Source organism: Hydrogenophaga sp. YM1 (assembly GCF_016903055.1).
Classification (GTDB): Bacteria; Pseudomonadota; Gammaproteobacteria; order Burkholderiales; family Burkholderiaceae_C; genus Hydrogenophaga; species Hydrogenophaga borbori.
In genome coordinates this window covers 1,212,664-1,229,654 of the sequence record NZ_CP070223.1, presented here as the reverse complement: position 1 = coordinate 1,229,654, position 16,991 = coordinate 1,212,664, and the positions used below count along the sequence as shown (strand labels likewise).

General features: G+C 72.4%; 13 protein-coding genes. 6 read left to right on the top strand and 7 right to left on the bottom strand.

Translation table 11 applies throughout. The annotated features are described in order from the left end of the window. Positions 1 to 22 precede the first annotated feature (22 nt). From JNX00_RS05985 to JNX00_RS05975, 3 genes are all read left to right on the top strand, one after another. The gene (locus tag JNX00_RS05985) at positions 23 to 325 is read left to right on the top strand and encodes a c-type cytochrome (protein WP_070398949.1); all 303 of its coding nucleotides are present in this window, start codon (positions 23 to 25) and stop codon (positions 323 to 325) included. Positions 326 to 336: 11 nt separating this feature from the next. After that, the gene (locus JNX00_RS05980; RefSeq protein ID WP_070398950.1) at positions 337 to 1,614 is read left to right on the top strand and encodes an NAD(P)/FAD-dependent oxidoreductase; all 1,278 of its coding nucleotides are present in this window, start codon (positions 337 to 339) and stop codon (positions 1,612 to 1,614) included. 119 nt (positions 1,615 to 1,733) lie between these two features. Further along, positions 1,734 to 4,010 (top strand): heavy metal translocating P-type ATPase, encoded by a 2,277-nt coding sequence (locus JNX00_RS05975; protein WP_204744386.1) that lies wholly within the window; start codon positions 1,734 to 1,736, stop codon positions 4,008 to 4,010. Here the strand turns inward: JNX00_RS05975 and JNX00_RS05970 are convergent. The 3 genes from JNX00_RS05970 to JNX00_RS05960 form a co-directional block, all read right to left on the bottom strand. Next, the gene (locus JNX00_RS05970) at positions 4,004 to 5,920 is read right to left on the bottom strand and encodes a hypothetical protein (RefSeq protein WP_204744385.1); all 1,917 of its coding nucleotides are present in this window, start codon (positions 5,918 to 5,920) and stop codon (positions 4,004 to 4,006) included. The genes JNX00_RS05975 and JNX00_RS05970 overlap by 7 nt on opposite strands. A 110-nt stretch (positions 5,921 to 6,030) precedes the next feature. Beyond that, a complete protein-coding gene (locus tag JNX00_RS05965) occupies positions 6,031 to 7,767 on the bottom strand; it encodes an FG-GAP repeat protein (protein ID WP_204744384.1) in 1,737 nt (578 codons plus the stop codon). Positions 7,768 to 8,253: 486 nt separating this feature from the next. Then, complete coding sequence (locus JNX00_RS05960; protein WP_239478264.1) at positions 8,254 to 8,979, bottom strand: hypothetical protein; 726 nt, start codon at positions 8,977 to 8,979, stop codon at positions 8,254 to 8,256. Positions 8,980 to 9,039: 60 nt separating this feature from the next. Here JNX00_RS05960 and JNX00_RS05955 point away from each other — a divergent pair, with 60 nt between their 5' ends. Next, positions 9,040 to 11,304 carry an ATP-dependent DNA helicase gene (locus JNX00_RS05955; protein WP_204744383.1) on the top strand — a complete coding sequence of 755 codons (2,265 nt, stop codon included), beginning with the start codon at positions 9,040 to 9,042 and terminating at the stop codon, positions 11,302 to 11,304. Between the two features lie 12 nt (positions 11,305 to 11,316). Here the strand turns inward: JNX00_RS05955 and JNX00_RS05950 are convergent, their stop codons facing one another. Next, the gene (locus JNX00_RS05950) at positions 11,317 to 12,636 is read right to left on the bottom strand and encodes a hemolysin family protein (protein ID WP_204744382.1); all 1,320 of its coding nucleotides are present in this window, start codon (positions 12,634 to 12,636) and stop codon (positions 11,317 to 11,319) included. A 27-nt stretch (positions 12,637 to 12,663) separates the two neighbouring features. Between JNX00_RS05950 and JNX00_RS05945 the strand changes: the two genes are divergently transcribed. After that, a complete protein-coding gene (locus JNX00_RS05945) occupies positions 12,664 to 13,497 on the top strand; it encodes a symmetrical bis(5'-nucleosyl)-tetraphosphatase (RefSeq protein WP_204744381.1) in 834 nt (277 codons plus the stop codon). Positions 13,498 to 13,509: 12 nt separating this feature from the next. On the opposite strand, the gene JNX00_RS05940 is transcribed toward JNX00_RS05945, so the two are convergent. The 3 genes from JNX00_RS05940 to dcd all read right to left on the bottom strand — a co-directional run bounded on the left by JNX00_RS05940 (position 13,510) and on the right by dcd (position 16,635). Beyond that, the gene (locus JNX00_RS05940; protein WP_204744380.1) at positions 13,510 to 14,967 is read right to left on the bottom strand and encodes a DEAD/DEAH box helicase; all 1,458 of its coding nucleotides are present in this window, start codon (positions 14,965 to 14,967) and stop codon (positions 13,510 to 13,512) included. A gap of 152 nt (positions 14,968 to 15,119) precedes the next feature. After that, the gene (locus JNX00_RS05935; protein ID WP_204744379.1) at positions 15,120 to 16,007 is read right to left on the bottom strand and encodes a neutral zinc metallopeptidase; all 888 of its coding nucleotides are present in this window, start codon (positions 16,005 to 16,007) and stop codon (positions 15,120 to 15,122) included. Positions 16,008 to 16,068: 61 nt separating this feature from the next. Further along, positions 16,069 to 16,635 (bottom strand): dCTP deaminase, encoded by a 567-nt coding sequence (gene dcd, locus JNX00_RS05930; protein ID WP_070398958.1) that lies wholly within the window; start codon positions 16,633 to 16,635, stop codon positions 16,069 to 16,071. A 94-nt stretch (positions 16,636 to 16,729) separates the two neighbouring features. On the opposite strand from dcd, the gene JNX00_RS05925 reads away from it, so the two are divergent. Further along, positions 16,730 to 16,918 carry a hemin uptake protein HemP gene (locus JNX00_RS05925; protein WP_070398959.1) on the top strand — a complete coding sequence of 63 codons (189 nt, stop codon included), beginning with the start codon at positions 16,730 to 16,732 and terminating at the stop codon, positions 16,916 to 16,918. The last annotated feature ends 73 nt before the right edge of the window (positions 16,919 to 16,991 follow it).

Sequence of the window (16,991 nt, the reverse complement as noted above, 5' to 3'; positions counted from 1 at the left end):
CAACCCGCAATCGGAGACGACGATGCAAAGGACAACAAAATGGCTGGCGGCGGCGACCCTGCTCGCCGCCGCCGCCGGGGCCCACGCCCAGGTCAACCAGATCAAGGTCTGGGCGGCGGCCTGCGCCAACTGCCATGGCACCGACGGCCGGGCCGAGCCCGGCATGATCGCCCTGGCCGGCCGGGACAAGAACGAGCTGCTGCAACAGCTGATGGCCTTCAAGAACGGCCAGCGGCCCGCGACCATCATGCACCAGCTGTCCAAGGGCTACAGCGACGAGCAGCTGGCCCAGATCGCCGCGTACTTCGCGGCCCAGAAGAAGTGAGGAGCCCCGCCATGAAACGTCGTCAATTCGTACAGACATTGGGCGCCGGCTCGGCGGTGGCCGGCCTGGGACTGCTGGCGGGATGCGCCACCGGCGGCGGTGCCGGCCCCAAGGTGGTGGTGGTGGGCGGCGGCTACGGCGGCGCCACGGCCGCCAAGTACCTGCGCCTGTTCTCCGAAGGCCGCGTCGATGTCACGCTGGTGGAGCCCAACGCCAACTTCGTGTCCTGCCCGCTGAGCAACCTGGTGGTGGGTGGCCACAAGACCCTGGCCGACATCACCGTGTCCTACGACCAGCTGCAGCGCAAGCACGGCGTGAAGCTGGTGCGCGACACGGTCGAGAGCATCGACGCCGACAAGCGCACCGTGAAGCTGGCCAGCGGCGCCACCCTGCCCTACGACCGCCTGATCCTCTCGCCCGGGGTGGACTTCATGCCCACCATCCCCGGCCTGGCCAAGCCCGGCGCGGCCGACAAGATCCTGCACGCCTGGAAGGCCGGCCCGCAAACGGCCGCGCTGCACGACCAGCTCAAGGCCCTGCCGGACGGCGGCACCTACGCGCTGTCGATCCCGCTGGCACCCTACCGCTGCCCCCCCGGCCCCTACGAGCGCGCCTGCATGGTGGCGAGCTACTTCAAGGTGGCCAAGCCCAAGAGCAAGGTCATCATCTTCGACGCCAACGACGACATCACCTCCAAGAAGGGCCTGTTCCTCAAGGCCTGGGACGAGCACTACAAGGGCCTCATCGAGTACCGCCCCAAGCACAAGGTGGTCGACGTGGACGCCGCCACCAACACCCTGAAGTTCGAGTTCAACGACGACTTCAAGGCTGGCGTGGCCAACGTGCTGCCCGACATGCGCGCCGGCGCCATCGCCGTCAAAAGCGGCCTGGCCACGGCCAACGCGCGCTGGTGCGAGGTGGACTTCCTCACCTTCGAATCGAAGGCGGCCAAGAACATCCACGTGCTGGGCGACGCGATCCAGATCGCGCCGGCCATGCCCAAGTCGGGCCACATGGCCAACCAGCACGGCAAGACCTGCGCGGCCGCGGTGGTCTCGCTGCTGATGGGCCAGCAACCGCCGCAGAACCCGCTGTACGCCAACACCTGCTACAGCTTCGTCACCGCCAAGGACGTCGTGCACGTGGCCAGCGTGCACCGCTACGACGCCGCGCAGAAGACCATGCTGACGGTGCCGGGCTCGGGTGGCCTGTCCAGCGCGGCGAGCGAGATCGAAGGCGCCTACGCCCTCGGCTGGGCGCGCAACATCTGGGCCGACATGCTGGCCTGATCCGCCGGCCGCCCCCAGGAACCAACCCCGCTTCGGCGGGGTTTGTCCTTTCTGGCGGCGCGGGCTTGACCCTGTACCCGCTACAGGGCTTTCAATCGGTGGACCGGAGAGAAACCACGATGTCCACCACCCGCCACGAACACGCGCACGACCACCACGGCCACGATCACGGCCACGGTCGGCACGACCACAACGAGCGCCACGACCACGGTCAGGCGCAGGCCTGCTGCGACGGCGGCGCCTGCGCCGCGCCGGTGTCGCTCACCCGCCCCGCGCGCGCCGCCGCGCCCGGCGAGCTGCTGCTGCGCATTCCCGCCATGGACTGCCCGACCGAAGAAGGCGAGATCCGCCGCGCGCTGGAGCGCTTCGGCGAGGTCCGCCGCCTGCGCTTCGACCTGCCCGGACGCACCCTGGGCATCGAGGCGCCCGAGGCGTCCTGGGAACCGCTGGACGCGGCCATCCGTTCGGCCGGCTTCCAAACCGAACGGGTCGCCGCGCCGCCCTCGGCGCAGGCCACCGCGCAATCGCAGCAGCGCGAGCTGTGGCGGCTGGTCGCCGCCCTGGTGGTGGCCCTGCTGTCCGAACTCATCGAATTCTTCGCCCCCGGCACCCTGCCCTGGGACGTGCTGGGCATGGGCGTCGCGGCGGGCGCCATCGCGCTGGCCGGCACCTCGGTCTACCGCAAGGGCTGGTCCTCGCTGCGGCGCGGCCAGCTCAACATCAACGCGCTGATGGCGGTGGCCGTCACCGGCGCCTTCCTGATCGGCCAATGGCCCGAGGCGGCCATGGTGATGGCGCTGTACTCGCTGGCCGAGCTGATCGAAGCGCGCTCGGTGGAGCGCGCGCGCAACGCCATCGCCGGCCTGCTGGCGCTGTCGCCGCCCCAGGCGGAGGTGCGCCAGGCCGACGGCCAGTGGGCCCTGGTGGACGCGAAAGCGGTGGCCGTGGGCGCCACTGTGCGCATCAAGCCCGGTGAACGTTTCGCGCTCGACGGCCGGGTCAGCGCCGGCCACAGCGCGGCCGACCAGTCGCCCATCACCGGCGAGAGCATCCCCGTGGACAAGGGCCCGGGCGACGAGGTCTTCGCCGGCACCATCAACCAGCACGGCGCGCTGGAGTTCGAGGTGAGCAAGCCCGCGGGCGACACCGTGCTGGCGCGCATCATCGACGCCGTCGAGCAGGCCCAGTCCAAGCGCGCGCCCACGCAGCGCTTCGTCGACCGCTTCGCATCCGTCTACACGCCGGCGGTGTTCGCCATCGCGCTCGCCGTGGCGCTGACCGGTCCGCTGCTGTTCGGCTGGCCCTGGCTGACCGCCGTCTACAAGGCGCTGGTGCTGCTGGTCATCGCCTGCCCCTGCGCGCTGGTGATCTCCACCCCGGTGACGGTGGTGAGCGGCCTGGCGGCGGCGGCGCGCCGCGGCATCCTCATCAAGGGCGGCGTGTACCTGGAGGAGGCGCGCCGCCTGCGCGTGCTGGCCGTGGACAAGACCGGCACCCTCACCGAAGGCAAGCCGCGCCTGGTGGCGCAGGCCCTGCTGCCCGGCGCGCTGGCGCCCGAGCGGGTGCTGACCATCGCGCGCGGCCTGGCGGCGCGCTCGGACCACCCGGTGTCCAAGGCCATCGCGGCCGGCCTCGACGGCCCCGCCGCGCCCGTCGACGGCTTCGCCGCCGAGCCCGGCCGCGGCGTGCGCGGCCAGGTCGAGGGCCAGGCCTACGCGCTGGGCAACCACCGCTGGATGGAAGAGCGCCGGCAGTGCTCGCCCGAGCTGGAGGCGCTGATGCGCGAGCACGAGGCCCAGGGCCGCACCGTCACCCTGCTCGCGGGCGCCCAGGGCGTGCTGGCGCTGTTCGCGGTGGCCGACACCACCAAGGCCAGCAGCCGCGAGGCCATCCAGGCGCTGAACGCGCTGGGCATCGGCACGGTCATGCTCACCGGCGACAACCCGGCCACGGCCCAGGCCATCGCGGCCCAGGTGGGCATTCGCGAGGTGCGCGCCAACCTGCTGCCGCAGGACAAGCTGGAGGCCATCGAGGCCCTGCGCGCCCAGGGCGCCGTGGGCATGGTGGGCGATGGCATCAACGACGGCCCCGCGCTGAGCGCCGCCACCATCGGCTTCGGCATGGGCGGCGCGGGCAGCGACACCGCCATGGAGGCCGCCGACGTCATCGTCATGAACGACGACCTGCGCAAGCTGCCGGAGACGGTGCGCCTGTCCCGGCGCACGCACACGGTGCTGTGGCAGAACATCGCGCTGGCGCTGGGCATCAAGTTCGTCTTCCTGCTGCTCGCGCTGTTCGACGACGCCACCATGTGGATGGCGGTGTTCGCCGACATGGGCGCCAGCCTGCTGGTGGTGTTCAACGGCCTGCGGCTGCTGCGGGCCAAGGCTCAGTAGCCGAAAAACACGGCGCTGGAGGTGTCGACGTGGTGGCCGCTCAGCAGCAGCTCACTGCCGTCCCGCGTCATCGCGGTGGCCAGGCCGAGCCACTGGTTGCTCAAGGGCGTGGGCGCCTTCAGCCGCGCCTTGAGCACCAGGGGCTGGCTGGCGTCGGGGTTCGCCACGAAGCAGTACGCCGCACCGGCGTCGACCGGCGATTCGAGCCCTTGCGCGTCGTCCAGCACGACCTCCGCCGCCCGCTGCAGGCCCTTGTGCCGGGCGCCGTCCTCGCTGGCCCCCACGAGCAACTGCGGCCCGTTGGCGCTCACCAGGGACACGCTGATGCCGAAGCGGTCGTTCGCGCGCGGCGTGTGCGCCAGCAGGACCGAGTGCTCGCTCCAGACCGCGCCCTGGCGCCGGTACACGGTCACCTGACCCGCGGCTGAACGGATCGGGCCGCCGTCCTGCGGGTCGTAGCCCTTCTCGGCGTAACCCACCGCCAGCCAGTCGCCGCCCGCGCCCATGGACACGGCGCCACCGAAGCCCCGGTAGGCGGGCGATGAAGGAGCGGGGTTGGGCGTCACCGGCGAGGACCGGTTGGCCTGCGGCGCAAAACCCGCGGCCAGCGGGGCCGGCTTGGCCGCGCCGGACCAGAGCCAGGCCAAGTCGTAGATCAGCACGCCGCCGGCCAGTTGCCCGTTGAAGGACGCGCGCGGCGCGCCCACGGCGATCCACTGGGCCGACGGGTCCGCCGCGAGGGCCGCACCGAAGAACACGCCGGTCGATCCCGGCTGCACCGGCGGCTTCACATAGGCCTTGAAGCTGTACAGATCGCCGCTGGCCGCGTACGCGTACAACGCGCCGCGGTCTTCGGCGCTGCGGTCGTTCAGGGCGTCCGCCTCGGCCGTGCCGTAGCGGTAGGCGTCGCCGTCCGCGCCGCCGTCCTCGTTGGGCGCGCCGACGATCAACTGCCCCTCGTTGCCGATGGCGACCGCGGTGCCGAAGGCGTCCTTCGCCCCGGCGTTGGGGGCCTTGATGCGCGCCACCAGGTTCCAGCCACCGCCGCTGGCGTGGCGGTACACCTGCACCGCGCCCGAATCGTTCACCGGCGCGGTGCCCACGGGCGGGTTGGGGTTGACGCCATCCAGGGCGCTCGGCGCGTCGTCGCCCGGTACGCCCACCGCGAGCCATTGCCCATTGGCCGACAAGGCCACGCTGGCGCCGAAATGGTCGAGCGCTGCGCCGTTCGCCCGCGCCAGCGTGAGCGGCAGCGGCGACCAGGCGGCGCTGTCCACCGCGCGCTCGTACAGCAGCACCATGCCGCGCTCACCGTTGGCGCCCGGCAGGCCCACCGCCAGCACCTGGGTATTGCCGCGCTGGCCGCTGGCCATGGCGCGCGCCACCTGGGTGCCGTCGTCGACGTCCGCGGTCGCCGAGACGACGGCGCTGGCGAGGTCCCCACTCACCACGGCGGTGCCCCGGCCCAGGTCGCAGCCGCTGGCACCGCAGGCGGTGACGCGGTACCGGTGGTTCACCGCCTCCACCAGGCTCAGGTTGGTGAAGGTGATCGATGGCCCCTGCGACTGCGCCACTTCGGCGAAGCGGTCGGTGCCGTCGAGCGCATCGGCGTCGCGCTCGATGCGGTAGCTGGAGGCGCCGGCGACGGCGGGCCAGTCGAGCTTCAGGCCGCGTTGTGGCACGGCGGTGATGCTGAGGTTGAAGGCGGTGGGGCCGCCGGTGCCCGGATCGGGAATCGCCCCCGTGCCCGAGCCCGGGGGCGGCGACGCCGGTGGCGAGCCCGAGGGGGGCGGCGGCGCGGGCGGTGGCGGCGGCGTCGGGGTGCCCGGAGCGGGGCTCGGGCTCGGGCTGGGGCTCGGCGTGGCCGACGAACCGCCGCCCGATCCGTCGCGGTGGTTGGGGTCGTCCACCCCACCACCACAAGCACTCAGATACGCCACCGCCATCGCGGCCGCGAACCACCGCATCGAACGACGCGCCATCTGCATTCCTTTTTTTTTGGTTGAGTAGTCGAGAAGGCTCAGTAGCCAAAAAAGATCACGTTCGGGAAGAGCGCGCGTGGGTCGCCGTCGTACATGCCGCTCAGCAGGAACTCGTTGCCGTCCTGGGTCAGGGCCGTGGCCTGGCCCAGCCACTGCTGGTTCTGCGGATCGGGCGACTTCAGGCGCGCCTTCAGGGTCAGGGGCCGGCTGGGGTCGCTGGCGTTCCCGACGAAGCAATAGGCCGCGCCGGCCTCCGCTGGCGACGGCAGGTTCACGGGCACGATGTCCGCCGCTCGCATCACGCCCTTGTGCGGGGCACCGTCCTCGGGCGCACCGACGAGCAACTGGGGCCCGTTGGCGCCATTGACCAGGGCCAGGCTGGTGCCGAAGCGGTCGTTGGCGCGCGGGGCCGGCGCCACGGGCGAGGAATGCCAGGCCCAGGTGTTGTTCTGGTAGCGGTACACGGCCACCTGGCCCGCGTTCGCGGGCAGGGTCTGCCCGGTCTGCGGCACCAGGCCGCCCTTCTCGGCGTAGCCGGCGGCCAGCCAGTTGCCATCGGTGCTCATGAACAGGGCGCCGCCCAGGCCACGGTAGGCGGGGGACAACGGGCTGGTGCTGGCGTCCACGCTGCGATCGCCCCCGGGGCCGAAGGTTTGCAGCAGCTTCCACCGGGTCCAGGGAGGATCGCCCTGCGGGCCCCACGACACCCTGTAGAACGACACGCCCCCGGCGAGCGCGCCGTCGTACGACGCGCGGGGCGCGCCCACGGCCACCCGCTGCCCGGCCGCGTCCATGGCGAGGGCGGCACCGAAGTACATCGACGACTGGGACGCGTCCATGACGTATGGCTTCACGTAAGCGTCGAAGGCATAGCCCTGCGCGGTGTTCGCGTAGGCGTACACGGCGCCCCGGTCCTGCCTGTTGGAGGGGCCATCGCCCAGCTCGGGCGCGTCGGCGGAGGACGGTTGGTACACGCCGGGGTCGGCCGCGCTGTCCTCGTTGGGCGCTCCCACGAGCAGGTTGCCGTCGTTGCTGATGGCCACGGCGGTGCCGAAGGCGTCGCCCGCCCCCGCGTTGATGGCCTTGAAGCGGGCGTCAGGCGTCCAGCCCTGGCCCGCCACGTACTGGTAGACCTGCACCGCGCCCGAGTCCTGCACGTCGCGCGCCAGCGCCGAGGGCTGGGGATTGACGCCCGTGCCGGCGGTGGCGTGGTCGTCGCCCGGCACGCCCACCGCCAGGTACAGGCCATTGGGCGACAGGGCCACGCTGGCGCCGAAGAAGTCGCCCAGGGCCGCCTGCGGCAGCGACAGGGTCTGGACCTCGGTCCAGACCCCGCCAAACGGCGCGCGCTCATAGACCTTGACCAGGCCCATGCCCTGGTTCGCCCCCGGCAGGCCCACGGCCAGCACGTGCCGCACGACGTCCTGGTCGCGCAGGGCCGTGGCCATCGCGCGCGCCCGGTTGCCGCCGGAGTCGTCCACCGGGTTGGACAGGCTGTCGACCGCGGCGGCCAGGTCGCCGCTCACCGTGGCGACCGCCGTGCTCAGGACGGCGCCGCTGGGCGTCATGGCACTGACGCGGTACTTGTGGTTCATCGCCTCCGTCAGGCGCAGGTCGGTGAATGTGCGCGTGGGCGGCGCCGAAGACGGGACGAAGCCGAGCGCGCCGGAGCCGAAGTTGTCGACACCGTCGCTGGCATCCACGTCCCGGTCGATCCGGTAGTAGTCGGCACCCGCCACGGCGGTCCAATCGAGTTTCAGGCCGCGCTGGGGCACGGCCGTGATGCTGAGGGCGAATGGGGTGCTTCCCGTGCCCGCGCCGGGATCGGGAATCGGCGCCGAGCCCGAACCCGGCGGCGGCGCGGCCGGCGGTGTGCCGGCGGGCGGCGGCGCGGGGACGGGTGCCGGGGCTGGCGAGGGCGCCGTACCGCCGCCCGGAGCGGGACTGGGACTCGCACTGGGGCTCGCCGCGCCGCCCGATCCGCCACCACCACTGGCGGCATCGCCCCCGCCACCGCCGCAAGCGGTCACGGAGACCAGCGCCATCGCCGCCGCGAACCACGCCATCGATCGAGGCACCGTCTGCATGCCGTATTCCCCAGGAAGCCGGGCCCACGCACGCCCTTGGGAACCCCCGCAAGCGCCACCGGGCGGGCCCGCCACCCGGTCAAGCCACAAGGTAGCCAGACGGCACGCGCGCGGGTATCCGCAGCCCGGCCGAGACCGCCCCGGCTGGACGGCCGACGGCCCGATGGTCAAAGGTCAGAGGGGCTGCTGATCGGGCTCGTCGGCCTGCAGGGGCGTGGCCTGCGCCAGGGCGAGCCATACGCCCAGGGGCAGCTGCGGCACGGCGCGGCGCGGCGCCTCGCGGCGCAGCTCCCAGCCCCCGGCCGCGCCCGCGTCCACCAGCACGCCACAGTCCTCGGGCACGTCGCGCTCGTCGCCGACGGGGCGGCCCTTGGCATCGCGGCCCAGCACGTACCAGACCGCGCCCGCCATGCCGAGGTAGGCCGCGCGCTTGTCCGGCTTGCGCCGGTCGGACAGCAGGTCGGCGCGGCTCACCTTGATCTCGTGCACCACGGGCTCCAGCCAGTCGGCGCGCGAGCTGCGGCGGATCGAGTACACGTCCGGGCAGGCCACCACCCAGTGATGGGCCAGCGGTTCGCCCTCGCGCGGCAGCGGCGCGCGCAGCGCCAGCCCACACCAGGCCAACCGGCCCGCGCGCGCCTGCTCCAGCGCCACGCGCTGCACCAGCGCCTCGTGCGCCGACAGCGCCGCGCGGTTGCGCGCGTAGATGCGCGCCAGCAGCGCGATGCCCGCATCGCTCACGCGCAGGTGCTCGCGCCCGGCGCCGTCGAAACAGCGCTGCAGGCAGCCGGCCGCGATCAGCTCGACCTCGATCGGATCGTGGCAGGGCCAGCCCGCCGAGCGGTGCATCTCGCGCAGGCGCTGGTGGTGGCGCCGGGTCAGGGGAAGCGGCAGTGGCAACGGGGGAGGCTCGCTCACCGCGCCATTGTCCTTCCTGTCCTTCCGTATCATCCCCGCTCCGTGTCCGCCGAACCCGTCCCCGAGCCCCTGCGCGTCGCCGTGCGGCGCCTGTGCGACTTCGCGGCGCGCACGGGCGACCTCGACCACCGCTTCACGCCCGCGCCCAGCGCCTTCGAGGGCATCGTGGGCCACGCCAGCGTGGCCGCGCGCCGCCCCGCGCACTACCAGCGCGAGCGCACGCTGTCGGGCCTGTGCGAGGGCCTGCTGCTGCAGGGCCGCGCCGACGGCTACGACCCCCAGGCCCGCCGCCTCGACGAAACCAAGACCCACCGCGGCGACCCGGCCCTCATCGCGCCCAACCGCCAGACCCTGCATTGGGCGCAGGCGCAGGTCTATGGCTGGCTGCTATGCGAAGCCGAGGGCCTGGCAGCGATCGAACTCGCGCTGGTCTACTACGACATCGACAGTGGCCATGAAACGGTGCACACGCGCCAGGCCACGCGCGAGGCCCTGCTGGTCTTCACGCAAGGCCTGTGCGCGCGCTACCGCGACTGGGCGCGGCAGGAAGCCGCGCACCGCCGTGCGCGCGACGCCGCGCTGGCCGCCACGCCCTTCCCTTTCAGCGACTACCGCGCCGGCCAGCGCGAACTCACCGAGGCGGTGTTCCGCGCCCAGCGCGCGGGCCGCCACCTGCTGGCGCAGGCGCCCACCGGCATCGGCAAGACCGTGGCCACGCTGTTCGGCGCGCTGCGCGCCATGCCGCTGGTGCGCAGCGACCAGCTGCTGGTGCTCACGCCCAAGACCACCGGCCGCGCCATCGCGCTCGATGGCCTGCGTCGGCTGAAGGTCCAGCCGCTGCGCGTGCTGGAGCGCCTGGCGCGCGAAAAGGCCTGCGAGCACCCCGACAAGGCCTGCCACGGCGAGTCCTGCCCGCTCGCGCAGGGCTTCTACGACCGCCTGGACGGCGCGCGCCAGGCCGCCGCGCAGCGCGCCTGGCTGGACCGCGAGGCCCTGCGCGACATCGCGCTGGCGCACCGCGTCTGCCCCTACTACCTCGCCCAGGAAATGCAGCGCTGGGCCGACGTGGTGGTGGGCGACGTCAACCACTGGTTCGACCTCAGCGCCCAGGCCTGGTCGCTCGCCCAGGCCGAGGGCTGGCGCGTGCAGCTGCTGCTCGACGAAGCCCACAACCTCGCCGAACGCGCGCGCGCCATGTACAGCGCCGAACTGGACCCGCAGCGCTTCGGCGCCTGGCGCGCGCAGGCGCCGCTGGCCTTGAAATCCAGCCTGGACGCGGTGCACCGCGCCTGGGGCGCGCTGGCCCTGGACGGGCCCGGCACCACCACGCTCGACGACGCCCTGCCCGCCGCCTTCATGGCCACCCTGGGCCGCCACGCCGCCACGCTCAGCGACTTCATGGCGCGCCACCCGCAGGCCGGCGCCGCGCTGCAGCCCTGGCTGTTCGAGGTCCTGCACTTCCTGCGCGTGGCCGAGCGTTTCGGCGCGCATTCGGTGGTGGAGCGATCGCCCGGCCCGCCCGCGCGGCGCGGCAAGCCGCGCCCGCGCCTGGCGCTGCGCTGCCTGCTGCCGGCCGAGCTGCTCGCGCCGCGCTGGGCCGACGCGCACGCGGCCACGCTGTTCTCGGCCACGCTGGCGCCCATGGCGCACACCCAGCGACTGCTCGGCCTGCCCGATCCCGTGGCGCGGCTCGACGTGGCCTCGCCCTTCGACCCGTCGCAGTGGTCGGTGCGCGTGGCGCGCGGCCTGTCCACGCGCTGGGCCGACCGCGCGCGCACCCTGCCGCGCCTGGTGAACGAGCTCGGCGCGCACTACCGCGCACACCCGGGCAACCACCTCGCTTTCTTCAGCAGCTTCGACTACCTCACGCAGGCGCTGGAGGCCTTTCGCGCCGCCCTGCCCGACGTGCCCGTGTGGTCGCAGTCGCGCAGCATGGACGAGGCCGCGCGCGAGGCCTTCATCGCGCGCTTCGCCGAAGGCGGGCGGGGCATGGGCTTCGCGGTGCTGGGCGGTGTGTTCGGCGAAGGCATCGACCTGCCCGGCTCGCGCCTGGTGGGCGTGAGCATCGCCACCCTGGGCCTGCCGCCGCCCGACCCCTTGAGCGAGGCCCTGCGCGAGCGACTGCAGCAGGCCGGCGCCCAGGGCTGGGCCGATGCCTACCTCTACCCCGGCCTGCACAAGGTGGTGCAGGCCGCCGGCCGCCTGATCCGCACGCCCGAGGACCGCGGCACGCTGCTGCTGCTCGACGAGCGCTTCGCCAGCCCCGAAGTGCGCGCGCTGTTGCCGCCCTGGTGGGGCGTGGGCTGAAGCGGTGGCGGATCAGCCGTCCTGGCGCGCGTCGGGCGCTTCGGCGTCGTCCGGCGGCAGCGGCGTCACCCGCACGCGCGCGATGCGCCGGCCGTCCAGCGCCTCCACTTCGAAGCGCCAACCCGCGCCGTCCACGTGCTGCCCCTGGTGCAGCAGCTCGCCGGCCAGGGAGTGCATCAGCCCCGCCACGGTGGCGTAGCGGCCCCTGTCGTCGTCGGGCAGCGCGTCGATCTCCAGCCTCGACTTCAGCTCGGCCACCGGCATCGCGCCGTCCACCTGCCAGCTGCCGTCCTCGCAAGGGTGCGCCCAGGCGTCCACCGGCCGCTCGGGCGAGAGCTCGCCCGTGATCGCCTCCAGCATGTCCAGCGGCGTCAGCAGGCCCTGCACCACGCCGTACTCGTCCACCACGAAGGCCATGCGCGTGGCGCGCGCGCGGAACTGCTCCAGCAATTCCATGCCGGTGAGCGTCTCGGGCACGAACACCGCCGGCTGCGCGAGCGGGCCCACCGGCCCCCGCTCGCCCCCGGCCTGCAGGGCCAGCAGGCGCGGCACGTGGATCACGCCCACCACGTCCTCCAGCCCGCCGCGGCACACCGGGTACCACGAATGCCCCGAGGCCGCGGCCTGGCGCACCGCGTCGTCCACGCCGATCGCCGCGTCCAGCCATTCGATGTCCGAGGCCCGCACCATGATGGAGGTGAGCAGGCGTTCGTCCAGGCCGAACACGTTGCGCACCATGCGGTGCTCCTGCGCTTCGATGATGCCGGCGTCCACGCCCTCGGCCAGGCTGGCCTGGATCTCTTCTTCCGTGACCACCTGCGCGGCGCTGTTGTCCACGCGCAGGGCCTTCAGCACCCACTGCGTGGTGTGCGTCAGCAACCACACGAAGGGCTTGGCACCGCGCGCCACCGCCGCCATGGGCCGCGAGACCCAGCGCGCCACGGCCTCGGGGTAGAGCTGGCCGATGCGCTTGGGCACCAGCTCACCGAACACGATGGTGATGAAGGTGATGACCGTGACCACCAGCGCCGTGGCCAGCACGCCGGCCACGCTGTCCTTGAGGCCCAGCGACTGGAACCACAGGCCCAGGTCGTCGCTGAACGCCGCCTCGCCCACGATGCCGTTGAGCATGCCGATGGAGGTGATGCCCACCTGCACCGAGGACAGGAACTGCGTGGGGTTGTCGAGCAGGTCGAGCGCGGTGCGCGCGCCCTTGTCGCCGGCCTCGGCCATGGCCGCCAGGCGGGCCTTGCGGCTGGACGCCAGCGCGAGCTCGGACATCGCGAAAGCGCCGTTGAGCAGCGTCAGGAAAACGATGAGGACGGTATCCATGGCAGGGGCGGTACCCATAATCGGGCGATGGCAATTTATCTCATCGGCGACGTGCAGGGCTGTGACGAGCCCCTGGGCCGCCTGCTGGACCTCGTGGACTTCTCGCCCAGCCGCGACCGCCTCGTGGTGCTGGGCGACCTCATCAACCGCGGCCCCGCCTCGCTCGCCGCGCTGCGCCGGCTGATCGCGCTCGGTGGCAGCGGCCAGTGCCTGCTGGGCAACCACGACCTGCACCTGCTCGCGGTTTCGCAGGGCGTGCGCCGGCCGCACCGCGTGGACACCATCGGCGACATCCTGGCCGCGCCCGACCGCGAAGCCCTGCTCGACTGGCTGCGCCAGCGCCCCCTGGCCCTGATGGAGCGCGGCTGGCTGCTGGTGCACGCCGGCGTTCTGCCGCAGTGGGACGCGGCCGAGGCCCTGCAGCTCGCGCACGAGGTGGAAACCGTGCTGCAGTCCCCCGACTGGGGCGGCTTCCTGCACCAGATGTACGGCAACCAGCCCGCTCGCTGGCACGAGGCCCTGCAGGGCAGCGACCGCCTGCGCGTGATCGTCAACGCCTTCACGCGGCTGCGCTTCTGCACGCCCGAGGGCGAGATGGAGTTCGAGACCAAGGACGGCGCGGGCGCCGCGCCCGAGGGCCACCTGCCCTGGTTCGAGGTGCCTGGCCGCCGCACCGCGGACACCCCCGTGGCCTTCGGCCACTGGTCCACCCTGCGCGGCGTGCACCGGCCGCGCCTGCTGGCGCTGGACACGGGCTGCGTGTGGGGCGGCTGTCTCACGGCCGCGCGGCTGGGCGCCTCGCCGGACGATCTGGAGCGCTTCGAGGTGAACTGTCCCCAGGCGCAGCGCCCGGGGCGGTGAGGGCCGGTCCGGTCAGGACGCGGCCGGCGGCGGCGCGCTGGACTTGAACAGCGCCGGCACCTTGCGCCGCTGCTTGATGTTGGGCGACAGGCCCTTGGGCGCGTTCGCACGCTGCGCGGTTTCCCACTGCGGCGGCGCATCGCCGGCCGGCTTGGCCTCGTAGGGCTGGTCGAAGAAGGGGTCGGCCGGCGCGCGCGCCGCGCGCGGGGCCGGCGCACGGGCGCCACGCGGTTCACGCGATTCGCGGTTGTCGGCGCCTTCGCGCCCCGACCCCTCGCGCTGCCAGGCGCGCTGGCCGTCGTTGAAGCGGCCCGCGGGGCGGCGGTCCTGCTCCAGCTCCAGCGCCTCGATCTCCAGCTTCTTGCCCAGCAGCTTTTCCAATTCGCCCACCAGGCGCGCGTCGCGCCCCGAGACGAAGGACACCGCCAGGCCGGAGGCGCCCGCGCGGCCGGTGCGGCCGATGCGGTGCACGTAGTCCTCGGCGTTGAACGGGATGTCGAAGTTGAACACCGCCGGCACGTCCTTGATGTCCAGCCCGCGCGCGGCCACGTCGGTGCAGACCAGCAGGTCGACGTTGCCCTGCTTGAAGGCGTCGAGCGCCTTCAGGCGCTCGTCCTGGCTCTTGTCGCCGTGCAGCGCGGCGGTGTTCAGGCCGTCGCGCTCCAGCGAGCGCGCCAGGCGCGCGCAGCCGAGCTTGCTGTTGACGAACACGAAGGCCTGCTTGAGCCCGCGCTCGCGCAGGATCTGGCGCAGCGTGCCGCGCTTGTCGTCGTCGTCGACGCGGTAGAAGTGTTGCTCGACCGTGGAGGCCGTGGCGTTGGAGCGCGCCACCTCCACCGTGATGGGGTCCTGCAGGTAGCTGCCAGCCAGGCGCTTGATCTCGGGCGAGAAGGTGGCCGAGAACAGCAGCGTGGTGCGCTGCTTGGGCAGGTAGCTCAGGATGCGCTGCAGATCGGGCAGGAAGCCGATGTCGAGCATGCGGTCGGCCTCATCGAGCACCACGTACTCGACCTGGTTGAGCACGCAGTTCTTGGCCTCGATGTGGTCCAGCAGGCGCCCCGGCGTGGCCACCAGCACCTCCACGCCCTTCTTCAGCTCCAGGGTCTGGGGCTTCATGTCCATGCCGCCGAACACCACGGTGCTGCGCAGCTGCGTGTACTTGGCGTAGAGCTTGACCTGCTCGGCCACCTGGTCGGCCAGCTCGCGCGTGGGCAGCAGCACCAGGGCACGCACCGGGTGGCGCGCGGGCGAGGTGGAGGCGTTCTCGTGCTTGAGCAGGCGCTGCAGCAGCGGCAGGGAGAAGGCGGCGGTCTTGCCGGTGCCGGTCTGGGCCGCGCCCATCACGTCGCGACCGGTGAGCACCTGCGGGATGGCCTGCGCCTGGATGGGCGTCATGGTCTCGTAGCCCATTTCGGCCACGGCCTTCGCGAGCGCGGGCGCGAGGTTGAGTTCGGAGAAGCTTTGGGTCATGTCGGGAGCGCCGGGGTGGCGGTAAGCCCTCTATTGTCGCACCCGCGCTACAACCCCGCCGGAAACGCCCCGAGTAGTGCCATGGAACCGGTTCCGCCGGGCCGCCGGCGCGGCCTCCCTCGAGGGAGCCGCACGACGCGCGGCCGGGGCACTCAGAGCGAGGCCGCCTTGAAGGTGTCGCAGGCCCGCACGTCGCCCGTCTGCAGGCCTTTCTGGAACCAGCGCTGGCGCTGGTCGCTGGTGCCATGGGTGAAGCTGTCGGGTACCACGTGGCCCTGGCTTTTCTTCTGCAGCGCGTCGTCGCCGATGGCCGCCGCCGCGTTGAGCGCCTCCTCGACGTCGCCGGGCTCGAGGATCTGGCCCTGCTGGTGGTTGTGGTTCGCCCAGATGCCCGCGAAGCAATCGGCCTGCAGCTCCAGGCGCACCGACAGCGCGTTGTACTCGCGCTCGCTCATGCGCGCGCGGGCCTTCTCCATCTGATCGGTGATGCCCATGAGGTTCTGCACGTGGTGGCCCACCTCATGGGCGATGACGTAGGCCTGGGCGAAGTCGCCGGGTGCGCCGAGCTGGCGGCGCAGGGTGTCGTAGAAGCTGAGGTCGATGTACACCTTCTGGTCCGCCGGGCAGTAGAACGGCCCCATGGCCGACTGGCCGGTGCCGCAGGCGGTGGGCGTGGCGCCGCGGAACAGCACCAGGCGCGGCTTCTGGTACTGGGCGTTGGCGGCCTGGAAGATCGCGCCCCAGGCGTCCTCGGTGCCGCCGAGCACGGCGGCCACGAAGCGGCCCGACTCGTCGCTCGGCGCGCCGGCCTGGCCCTGCGGCGCCTCCATGGGCGCGGGGGCCTGCAGGCCGCCGCCGTCCAGGGCGCCCAGGATGGTGAGCGGGTTGAGGCCGAATATCCAGCCGGCCACCAGCGCGATGGCGATGGTGCCGAGGCCGATGCCTCGGCCGCCGCCGATGCGCGGCAGGCGCCCCCCGCCCCCCGGGCTGTCGCGCCGGTCCTCGATCTGGTCCGACTGCCGGTTGTTTTCCCATTTCATCGCCAAGCTCCTTCACCCGCCGCGCGGGCCTGCTCGCGATGGTACGGCCAGCGGCCGCCGATCAGGCCTTGGGCAGGGTCACGCCCACCTGGCCCTGGTACTTGCCGCCCCGGTCCTTGTAGGACACATCGCAGACCTCGTCGCTTTCGAAGAACAGCACCTGGGCGCAGCCTTCGCCCGCGTAGATCTTGGCCGGCAGCGGCGTGGTGTTGCTGAACTCCAGCGTCACATAGCCCTCCCACTCGGGCTCGAAGGGCGTGACGTTGACGATGATCCCGCAGCGCGCGTAGGTGCTCTTGCCCAGGCAGATGGTGAGCACGTTGCGCGGGATGCGGAAGTACTCCAGCGTGCGCGCCAGAGCGAAGCTGTTGGGCGGGATGACGCAGACGTCCTTGTTGACGTCGACGAAGCTGTTTTCGTCGAAGTTCTTCGGGTCCACCACCGTGCTGTGGATGTTGGTGAATACCTTGAATTCGGGCGCGCAGCGGATGTCGTAGCCGTAGCTGCTGGTGCCGTAGCTGATGACGCGCTTGCCGTCGACCTGGCGGACCTGCCCCGGCTCGAAGGGTTCGATCAGGCCATGCTGCTCGGCCATGCGGCGGATCCACTTGTCGCTCTTGATGCTCATGGGCGGCGATTGTAGGCAGCGCCCCCACCACCTTTTTCATCCATTTTTTTGCATCCATTTGCGAATCGTTCGCATTTGTGTTTATGATGCAGGCATGCCGTCCGTGAAGCCCGCCACCCCCCTCCCGCCATCGACGCCCGCGCCCGCGCCCTCGCCGGTGCCCGCGGCGCAGGTGCAGTTCGGCCAGCTGAGCGGCGGCCGGCGCGACGTGTTCATCGAGCACGACGGCCAGCACTACAAGCTGAGCCTGACCGCGCAGAACAAACTGATCCTCACCAAATAGGTTCCACCGGCGCGCCGCGGCGCGCGCCTTTCGCTACCAGCCAGCCAGTTGCCGCTTCGCGGCGCGCGAGCCA